11 protein-coding genes are annotated in these 8,734 nt (G+C 64.9%); 5 read left to right on the top strand and 6 right to left on the bottom strand.

What is annotated here, in order from left to right:
• A partial coding sequence (locus tag BDO18943_RS20050) for an integrase core domain-containing protein (protein ID WP_175023717.1) occupies nucleotides 1–96 on the top strand: 96 nt, incomplete at its 5' end.
• A 54-nt stretch (nucleotides 97–150) separates the two neighbouring features.
• Here BDO18943_RS20050 and BDO18943_RS20045 read toward each other — a convergent pair.
• Both BDO18943_RS20045 and yaaA read right to left on the bottom strand, forming a co-directional pair.
• Nucleotides 151–1,305, bottom strand: coding sequence for a M14 family metallopeptidase (locus BDO18943_RS20045; RefSeq protein ID WP_043188787.1), 1,155 nt, complete (start codon nucleotides 1,303–1,305; stop codon nucleotides 151–153).
• An 88-nt stretch (nucleotides 1,306–1,393) separates the two neighbouring features.
• Nucleotides 1,394–2,176, bottom strand: coding sequence for a peroxide stress protein YaaA (yaaA, locus tag BDO18943_RS20040; RefSeq protein WP_043188790.1), 783 nt, complete (start codon nucleotides 2,174–2,176; stop codon nucleotides 1,394–1,396).
• A 57-nt stretch (nucleotides 2,177–2,233) separates the two neighbouring features.
• Here yaaA and BDO18943_RS20035 point away from each other — a divergent pair, with 57 nt between their 5' ends.
• Nucleotides 2,234–2,713, top strand: coding sequence for a putative toxin-antitoxin system toxin component, PIN family (locus BDO18943_RS20035; RefSeq protein ID WP_175023716.1), 480 nt, complete (start codon nucleotides 2,234–2,236; stop codon nucleotides 2,711–2,713).
• Between the two features lie 33 nt (nucleotides 2,714–2,746).
• On the top strand, nucleotides 2,747–3,919 hold the full coding sequence (locus BDO18943_RS20030) for a pyridoxal phosphate-dependent aminotransferase (RefSeq protein ID WP_175023715.1): 1,173 nt from the start codon (nucleotides 2,747–2,749) through the stop codon (nucleotides 3,917–3,919).
• 43 nt (nucleotides 3,920–3,962) lie between these two features.
• Here the strand turns inward: BDO18943_RS20030 and BDO18943_RS20025 are convergent, their stop codons facing one another.
• Complete coding sequence (locus BDO18943_RS20025; RefSeq protein ID WP_175023714.1) at nucleotides 3,963–4,619, bottom strand: glutathione S-transferase family protein; 657 nt, start codon at nucleotides 4,617–4,619, stop codon at nucleotides 3,963–3,965.
• A gap of 201 nt (nucleotides 4,620–4,820) precedes the next feature.
• Between BDO18943_RS20025 and BDO18943_RS20020 the strand changes: the two genes are divergently transcribed.
• Complete coding sequence (locus tag BDO18943_RS20020; RefSeq protein WP_175023713.1) at nucleotides 4,821–5,612, top strand: oxepin-CoA hydrolase, alternative type; 792 nt, start codon at nucleotides 4,821–4,823, stop codon at nucleotides 5,610–5,612.
• Between the two features lie 258 nt (nucleotides 5,613–5,870).
• Entirely contained in the window at nucleotides 5,871–6,563 is a 693-nt protein-coding gene (locus BDO18943_RS20015) for a glutathione binding-like protein (protein WP_175023712.1), read from the top strand.
• 47 nt (nucleotides 6,564–6,610) lie between these two features.
• On the opposite strand, the gene BDO18943_RS20010 is transcribed toward BDO18943_RS20015, so the two are convergent.
• The 3 genes from BDO18943_RS20010 to BDO18943_RS20000 are packed head-to-tail and all read right to left on the bottom strand — an operon-like array spanning nucleotide 6,611 to nucleotide 8,716.
• A complete protein-coding gene (locus tag BDO18943_RS20010) occupies nucleotides 6,611–7,087 on the bottom strand; it encodes a MaoC family dehydratase (protein ID WP_175023711.1) in 477 nt (158 codons plus the stop codon).
• A complete protein-coding gene (locus BDO18943_RS20005) occupies nucleotides 7,084–7,545 on the bottom strand; it encodes a MaoC family dehydratase (protein ID WP_043188805.1) in 462 nt (153 codons plus the stop codon). The genes BDO18943_RS20010 and BDO18943_RS20005 overlap by 4 nt, the downstream gene beginning before the upstream one ends.
• Nucleotides 7,546–7,582: 37 nt before the next feature.
• Complete coding sequence (locus BDO18943_RS20000) at nucleotides 7,583–8,716, bottom strand: acyl-CoA dehydrogenase family protein (RefSeq protein WP_175023710.1); 1,134 nt, start codon at nucleotides 8,714–8,716, stop codon at nucleotides 7,583–7,585.
• Between the last annotated feature and the right edge of the window lie 18 nt (nucleotides 8,717–8,734).

Genomic DNA, 8,734 nt, shown 5'->3' with positions numbered 1-8,734 from the left:
AAGATGGTCGAACAGTCGGTGCGCATCTACAACCACGAGCGGCCACATGCCGCCCTGAAATACAAAACGCCCGATGCAGTGCATCGGGCGTTCTAGCGTCTGGATACTGTCAACCTATTTCAGGACTTGACAGGCGACGCGACGCTACGCTTACGCGAACGTGTCGACGTGCACCAGGATCGCCGCCAGCATCGCTGCGCCAAGCGCCGCACTGCGCTCGCCGTTCCAGCCGACTCGCTCGTCGGGCAGGTTCGCGTTGTCCTTGAACGGCATCTCGAGCGTCAGCGACAGGCAGCCGAACTGGTGGCCGATGTACTTCGACGCGAGCTTGAGCGCGTCCTCCTTGTATTTGCTCGCCGCATAGCCGTGTTCAGTCTGGAAGTCGGGGCTCGCGACCTTGAACGCGTCGATGAATGCGGTCTGCTCCTTGCCCTGCTGCTCGGTGAAGCTCGGCAACATCTCCGACCCGGCAACGAACACATACGGCAGATCCTCGTCGCCGTGAATGTCGAAGAACATGTCGCAGCCGATCGCATGGATCGCATCGCGCACCGCCAGCACCTCGGGGCTGCGCTCGGCATCGGGCGCCATCCACTCGCGGTTCAGGTTCGCGCCTGCCGCATTGGTGCGCAGGTTGCCATGCACGCTGCCGTCCGGGTTCATGTTCGGGACGATGTGGAACGTCACGCGATCGTACAGCTTGCGCGCGACCGGATCACCGGCCCAGTCGCCCCAACCGGCCAGCCGCTTGACGAGGCCTTCGACGAACCACTCGGCCATCGACTCGCCGGGATGCTGGCGCGCGATGATCCACACCTTCTTCTTCGGCGTGCCGTCGGTTTCCGGCGTACCGAGCGTCAGCAGCGACATCGGACGGCCTTCGACCGTGCGGCCGAGTTCGACGACGCTCGCCTGCGGCAGTTGTTGAACCGCGCCGAGAAATGCCGCGTGACGCTCTTCCGAGTACGGTTCGAAATACGCGTAGTAGATGCTGTCGAATTCAGGCGTATGGTCGATGGTCATCGTCTTGCCGTCGAACGTCGTCGGCACGCGGAACCAGTCGACCCGGTCATAGCTCGCCACCGCACTGTAATTGCGCCAGCCCGACGGATATGCGCATTCGGCAGCATTCTCGAACGTCATCACGCAGCGCTCGCCGCGTGCGCCCGTCAAGCGGTAGTAAAACCATTGCGCGAATTCCGACTGGTTGTCGCCACGCACGCGCAGCCGAATCGCATCGGGACTGTCGCACGACACGACGTCGATTGCGCCTGCGTCGAAATTGCTGGTGATCGAAAGGGCCATCTGTCTCTCCTGGGGCGACCGGAACAAGCGGTGTAACGCCTGCCCGGCCTCATGCATGCGCCGGCCGTCTCGTGAACGGCCGACAGGGTCACTCGCCGACGCGCCGGCGATATACGTAAGTCGAATCGTTCGACGCAGCCGCATCGAACGCATAGCCTTCCGTCGCGAAATCCTTCAGCGCCTTCGGGTCGGTAATACGGTTCTCGACGATAAAACGCGCCATCAGGCCGCGCGCCCGCTTCGCATGGAAGCTGATGATCTTGTAGCGGCCGCCCTTCCAGTCCTCGAACACCGGCGTGATGACGGGTGCGGCCAGCAGTTTCGGCTTGACCGACTTGAAGTATTCGGTCGACGCGCAGTTGACCAGCACGCGCGCCGCGCCGCTGCGCGTTTCGAGCTGTTCGTTCAGCGCCCGCGTGATGCGATCGCCCCAGAACGCATACAGATCCTTGCCGCGCGCGTTCGCGAAGCGCGTACCCATCTCGAGACGGTACGGCTGCAGCAGATCGAGCGGACGCAACAGCCCGTACAGGCCCGACAGCACGCGCACGTGCTGCTGCGCATAGTCGAGATCGGCGGACGACAGCGATTTGGCGTCGAATCCTTCATATACATCGCCGTTGAACGCGAGCACGGCCTGCTTCGCGTTGGCCGGCGTAAAGGTCGGCGACCAGTCCGCGTAGCGCTGGAAATTCAGGCGTGCGAGCGGATCGGAGATATCCATCAGCGTCGCGATGTCCTGCGGCGAAAGCTTGCGCAGGCCGTCGATCAGCTCCGACGCGTCGTCGACGAATGCAGGCTTCGTGTAAGACTGGACGTGCGCGGGCGTATCGTAGTCGAGGGATTTGGCTGGAGAGAGAACGATTATCATATAGGCTCGCTGGCACGCCGTGCCTTGCGGTCAGACGAAAACCACCGATTGTAACGAATGACCCGCTCTCTCGCCCCGCATGCCGCACATCGCGTCGTGCTCGACTCGAACGTCTGGATCGACATCCTCGTATTCGACGACCCCGCTACGCGCCCGATCCGGGCCGCGCTCGAACGCGGCACGCTTGCCGCCGTGATCGACGGCCGCTGCCTGACCGAACTCGAGTATGTGCTCGACTATCCGCAGTTCCAGTCGCGCGCAGTCGACAAGGCGGCCGCGCTCGCGACCGTCGCCCGCCTGGCGAGCCTCGTCGAGCCGCCGTCCATCGACGCCGACGCGCCGCCATTACCGAAGTGCAAGGACCGCGACGACCAGAAGTTTCTTGAACTCGCCCGCGCCGCCCAGGCCGAGTGGCTCGTGTCGAAAGACCGCGCGCTGCTGAAGCTCGCGAAGCGCACCGCGCGCGACTTCGGCTTCCGGATCGCGCAGCCTGCACCCTTTGCCGAGGCCTGCGCGCTCGACGCCACGCCGGCCTGACGCACGCACCTCCACCCGCTTTCGACCGTATCGATGAACGCTCCTTCAGACATGCCAACGACTCCCGTTTTCCCCTCGCGCCTGCCGAACGTCGGCACGACGATCTTCACGGTCATGAGCGCGCTTGCCGCCGAAAAAGGCGCGGTGAACCTCGGCCAGGGCTTTCCGGATTTCGACTGCGATCCGCGCATCGTCGATGCGGTTGCCGCCGCGATGCGCAACGGGCACAACCAGTATCCGCCGATGGCCGGGGTCGCGCCGCTGCGCGATGCGATCGCGGACAAGATCGCGCAGGTCTATGGCCGGCGCTACGATCCGGCGACCGAAATCACCGTGACGGCCGGCGCGACGCAGGCGCTGCTGACCGCGATCATGTGTACGGTGCATCCGGGTGATGAAGTGATCGTCGTCGAACCGACCTACGACAGCTACCTGCCGTCGATCGAACTCGCGGGCGGCAAGCCCGTGTTCGTCACGCTGGAAGCGCCCGACTACGCGATTCCGTTCGACCGTCTGGCGGCCGCCGTCACGCCGAAAACGCGCATGATCCTGATCAACACGCCGCATAACCCGACGGGTACCGTGTGGCGCGAGGCGGACATGCGCAAGCTCGAAGAGATCGTGCGCGGCACCAACGTGCTGATCCTGTCCGACGAGGTTTACGAACACATGGTCTATGACGGCGCGCGCCACGAGAGCGTCGCGCGCTATCCGGAACTCGCCGCGCGCAGCTTCATCGTGTCGAGCTTCGGCAAGACTTATCACGTGACGGGCTGGAAGGTCGGTTATGTTGCAGCGCCTGCAGCGCTGACAGCGGAATTCCGCAAGGTCCACCAGTTCAACGTGTTCACGGTGAACACGCCGATGCAGATCGGGCTCGCCGATTACCTGCGCGATCCGGCGCCGTACCTGACGCTTGCCGACTTCTATCAGAAGAAGCGTGACTTCTTCCGGGCCGGCCTCGAGCGCACGCGCTTCAAGCTGCTGCCCTGCACCGGCACGTACTTCCAGTGCGTCGACTATTCGGCGATCAGCGACCTGCCGGAAGCGGAATTCTCGAAGTGGCTCACGTCGGAGATCGGCGTGGCCGCCATTCCGGTGTCGGCGTTCTATCACGAGCCGCACGAATCGGGCGTCGTCCGATTCTGCTTCGCGAAGCAGGAAAGCACGCTCGCGTCCGCGCTCGAGCGGCTCGCCCGCCTGTAAGTCCCGCACGGGCGGCGTCGCGCCGCCCCGCCGGCCCCGCGCTTTACGAACGTGCGCCGCTCGTCGCTTCGATATAGGCCTTCCGATCGGCCGCCACGCGCTGTGCAGCAGGCCGCTCGCCGACCTGCTTCGCGTGAGCCTTCCAGTCGATGCCCGCATCGAGCAGGAAGTCACGTCCGAACACGGCCTTCGTCGCCATTCCGATGACCGGCAGATGGATCGATGCGGCGATGTCCGCCAGGCTGAACGACTCGCCGAGCACATACGGCGAAAACTGCGTCATCTGCTTGAACGCATCGATCGCGCGTGGCAGGCGCTTCTCGACATGCGCCTTCATCCCGTCGCTGACCTTGCCGCCGAAAAACGCTTCCGTATAGACCTCGCGCGCCATCCATTCGAGATACAGTTCGAGCGTTTCGACCAGTTCGCGCACCTTCGCCGCCGCGAACGGGGTCGCCGGGAAAATCCCCTTCTCGGGATAGCGTGCCGCCAGGTACTCGACTATCACCTGCGACTCGAACAGCGCGCCTTCCTCCGTTTTCAGGAACGGAATCTTGCCGAGCGGCGAATCGGCGAGCTGGGCCGGATCGCTGATCGGCAAACCGCACACCGACTCCTCGAACGGAATGTCGTGTTCGAGCAGGACGAACTTCACCTTGTTGTAATAGTTGGACAACGGAATACCGCACAGCTGTAGCATCGGAGTCTCCTTCGTTGCTGGAACGCGGCCGCAACGGTGCCGGCCGCATCGGGATTCGTCGCGCTGAAAAGCACGTTCGTGCTAGTCTAAAGCAAGTTTTGCGTCCGTCACGACAACAATACATCTGCTACGGCATCGGCCGCATCCGCGCGTGCCATGCGCCCGCCGCCATAGCCCCGCCATCCGATGGAGACACGCCGCATGAGTGCTGAACTGCTGGCCTCGCGTCCGCCCGAGAGCGAATCGACGCTCGTCCTCACGCTATCCAATCCCGGCGCACGCAACGCGCTGCATCCCGACATGTACGCGGCCGGCATCGAAGCGCTCGCCACCGCCGAACGCGATCCAGGGATTCGCGCAGTCGTGCTCACCGGCGCCGATCGCTTCTTCTGCGCCGGCGGCAACCTGAACCGGCTGCTCGACAACCGTTCAAAGGATCCGTCCTACCAGGCCGACAGCATCGATCAGCTCGCCGCATGGGTAACGGCGATCCACGCTTCGACGAAGCCGGTGATCGCGGCGGTCGAAGGCGCCGCGGCCGGCGCGGGCTTCTCGCTCGCGCTCGCGTGCGACCTGGTCGTCGCCGCGCACGATGCGAAGTTCGTGATGTCGTACGCGCGTGTCGGCCTGACGCCCGACGGGGGCGGTTCGTGGTTCATCGCGCGCGCACTGCCGCGTGCGATCGCGGCCGAGATCCTGTTCGAAGGCAAGCCTGTCGCAGCCGAACGTCTGCACACGCTCGGCGTCGTCAACCGGCTCGCCGTGCCCGGCGCGGCACTGTCCGACGCGCTCGCATGGGCCGATGCGCTCGCCGGCATCTCGCCGAACGCACTCACGCGCATCAAGTCGCTGCTCGACGACGCAACGATGCAGCCGCTCGACGCGCATCTCGGCACCGAGCGCGATCATTTCGTCGCATCGCTGCATCATGCGGACGGGCTCGAAGGCATCACCGCATTTCTCGAGAAACGCCAGCCCCGCTACAAACGCTGAGCCGTCGCGCCCGCTTTCGAATGGACGCGTCGCCACCGCATCGACCCGATGCTGCACGGCGACGCCCCCAATCTCGACGACTCGGCACGACACGCGATTGCCCCCGACACCATGCGACTCGACGCGCGCGCACGACTGCGCATACGCACTGGCACGCACGGTTCCGTCGCCAGCAGCCCGCATCGATCCATGCTCTAATGACCGCCTGTCGCGGCGCTGCCGGCGCCGTTTTACGCGCATGCAACAAAGGAGTTCACGATGATCGACGTCTATAGCTGGGCGACCCCGAACGGCCACAAGGTGCACATCATGCTCGAGGAAACGGGCCTCGCCTATCGTGTCCATCCGGTCGATATCGGCGCGGGCGACCAGTTCAAGCCGGACTTCCTGAAGATCAGCCCGAACAACAAGATCCCCGCGATCGTCGATCCGGACGGCCCCGGCGGCCAGCCGATCTCACTGTTTGAATCGGGCGCGATCCTGATCTACCTCGCGGAGAAGACCGGCAAGTTCCTGCCGACCGATCCGGCCGCGCGCTATGCGACGCTCGAATGGCTGATGTTCCAGATGGGCGGTGTCGGCCCGATGCTCGGGCAGGCGCACCACTTCCGCCTGTATGCGCCGGAGAAGATCGAGTATGCGGTCAACCGCTACACGAACGAAGCGAAGCGGCTGTACAACGTGATGGACAAGCGGCTCGGCGAATCCGAGTATCTCGCGGGCGACGAATACACGATCGCGGACATTGCGACGTTCCCGTGGACGCGCTCGTGGCAGAACCAGGGTATCGTGCTCGACGAATTGCCGAACGTGAAGCGCTGGCACGAAGCGATCGCCGCGCGACCGGCCGTGCAGTGCGGTGTCGAAGTGCTCGCATCGATGCGCAAGGCGCTGCAGGACGACAAGGCACGCGAGGTGCTGTTCGGTGCGACGCAATACGCGAAGCACTGACACGCATGTGACGAGCGGAGCGGCATCCGTGGATGCCGCTCCCCGCTTCAGAAGTAATGCAGCGTGATGAATTCCGCCGCACAAACCGGCAGTGGCGCGTCGGGACGCTCGACCTGCATCGTCACCGACCACGTCACCTGCACACCGCCTTTTGCGGCCTCGGCGGTTTCTTTTACCGCAAACAGCGCGCGCACACGTGCGCCGACCGGCACCGGCTTCAGGAACCGCACGCGGTTCAGTCCGTAGTTCACGCCCATCTTCTGCTCGAAACGCATCGCGTCGGCCATCAACGCCGGAATCAGCGACAGCGTCAGGAACCCGTGCGCGATCGGGCCGCCGAACGGCGACTCGCGCCGCGCGCGTTCGGGATCGACGTGAATCCATTGATGATCGCCGGTCGCATCGGCAAAGCCATCGACACGACGCTGGTCGATCGCGAGCCAGCCGCTCGCGAGCGGCTCTGCGCCGACACGCGCCTGCAGCGCCTGTGCCGATGCGATCAGCGGCAAGGTCACGTCGGTCATGCTTGCTTGCCTCCCGGATGGCGCAGCCCGAAGATCACCTTGGTATGCACGGTGATCACCGTTTCGCCGGCGCCGTTCACGCCGACCCACTCCGTCGACACGATGCCGCGGTCGGGCTTGCTCTCCGACACGCGCTTGTCGTGGACCTTCTGATACATCGTGATCGTGTCGCCGGCGCGCACCGGCTTGAGCCAACGAATCGAGTCGATGCCGGGCGAGCCCATGCTCGTCGAGTCCGACCCGAGCTTCTTGATGAGCAGGCTCATGAACACCGAACACGTATGCCAGCCGCTCGCGACGAGCCCGCCGAAATGAGATGCTTTCCCGGCTTCTTCGTCGAGGTGGAACGGCTGCGGATCGTAGCGTTGCGCGAACGTCTTGATGTCGTCCGGTTCGAACGTGTAACGGCCCACTTCAGTGGTGCTGCCCACCACCAGGTCTTCGTAACTGATGCCCACTAGGTGTCTCCTTGTCTGGTGCGCTCGCGCGTCGCCGTCACGCTGCGTCGGCCTGCGCGAAATCGGGCAGCGCCGCGATGCGGGCAAGATGATGATCGGTATCGCCGAGCGTCGTCTCGATGATCGTCAGCCGCTTGAACAGGTGTGCAGCGGCGACCTCGTTGGTCACGCCCATGCCGCCATGCAGTTGAACGGCCTGCTGGCCGACGAAGCGAGCGGCGGCGCCGACGCGCGCTTTCGCGGCCGACACGGCCTTGCGCCGCGCATCGGCATCGCCACTCGCGTAGCGCACGGCTGCCAGGTAGGTCAGCGAACGCGCCTGCTCGGCATGGATCAGCATGTCGACCATCCGGTGCTGCAGCGCCTGGAAACGCGCGATCGGCACGCCGAACTGCTCGCGCGTCTTCGTGTATTCGACCGTCGCGCGATTCAGTTCGTCGAGCGTACCGACCGCTTCCGCACACAGCAGGAACGTCGCGTAATCGGCAACCTGCTCGAGGGCCGCCGCATCGCGCGCACCGCCCGTCAGCAGTCGCGCCGGCGTTTCATTGAGCTCGATCGTCGCGGCACGCTGGCCGTCGATCGTCCGGTAGTCGAGCACCTTCGCATTCGCGGCATCCCGTTCGACCACGAAGAGGCCAATGCTGCCGCCGTCGACGCGCGCGGGCACGATCCACGCATCCGCCTGTGCGCCATGCTGAACGACCGACTTCGTGCCGGTCAGCCGGTACGTGCCGCCCTGCTCGTGCGCATGGGTATCGAGTTCGAACAGGTCGTAGCGCGCATGCGGTTCGTGGAACGCGACTGCCACGCGCTTCTGACCCTGCGCGACTGCCTCCAGCAGCGCGGCGTCCTCACCGGCGCCGGAGCCGGCGATGCGCAAGGCCTCGACGCCCACCGCCGTTGCCCAGTACGGCTCGATCACGAGCGCGCGGCCGAGCTCCTGCATCACGACCAGCATGTCGACCGGGCCGCCGCCGAAGCCACCCTGTGCGTCCGGCACGGGCAGCGCGGTCAGCCCCAGCTCGGCGAACGCGCTCCATTGCGTGTCCGACACGCCCGCGTCGCTGCGCACGATCGCCTGGCGTGCTTCGAAACCGTACTGCTCGCCGAGATAACGGCGCAGCGCGTCGGTAAACTGCTGCTGTTCATCGGTAAAGCTGAAATCCATGGTTGTCTCCGTTCCCTG

It is taken from the genome of Burkholderia aenigmatica, assembly GCF_902499175.1.
Lineage (GTDB): Bacteria > Pseudomonadota > Gammaproteobacteria > Burkholderiales > Burkholderiaceae > Burkholderia > Burkholderia aenigmatica.
This window is presented reverse-complemented; position numbering and strand designations above follow the sequence as displayed.

Coding starts and splice junctions, on each gene's coding strand:
- BDO18943_RS20045 (WP_043188787.1), bottom strand. CDS start 1,305: ATGGCCCTTTCGATCACCAGCAATTTCGACGCAGGCGCAATCGACGTC.
- yaaA (WP_043188790.1), bottom strand. CDS start 2,176: ATGATAATCGTTCTCTCTCCAGCCAAATCCCTCGACTACGATACGCCC.
- BDO18943_RS20035 (WP_175023716.1), top strand. CDS start 2,234: ATGACCCGCTCTCTCGCCCCGCATGCCGCACATCGCGTCGTGCTCGAC.
- BDO18943_RS20030 (WP_175023715.1), top strand. CDS start 2,747: ATGAACGCTCCTTCAGACATGCCAACGACTCCCGTTTTCCCCTCGCGC.
- BDO18943_RS20025 (WP_175023714.1), bottom strand. CDS start 4,619: ATGCTACAGCTGTGCGGTATTCCGTTGTCCAACTATTACAACAAGGTG.
- BDO18943_RS20020 (WP_175023713.1), top strand. CDS start 4,821: ATGAGTGCTGAACTGCTGGCCTCGCGTCCGCCCGAGAGCGAATCGACG.
- BDO18943_RS20015 (WP_175023712.1), top strand. CDS start 5,871: ATGATCGACGTCTATAGCTGGGCGACCCCGAACGGCCACAAGGTGCAC.
- BDO18943_RS20010 (WP_175023711.1), bottom strand. CDS start 7,087: ATGACCGACGTGACCTTGCCGCTGATCGCATCGGCACAGGCGCTGCAG.
- BDO18943_RS20000 (WP_175023710.1), bottom strand. CDS start 8,716: ATGGATTTCAGCTTTACCGATGAACAGCAGCAGTTTACCGACGCGCTG.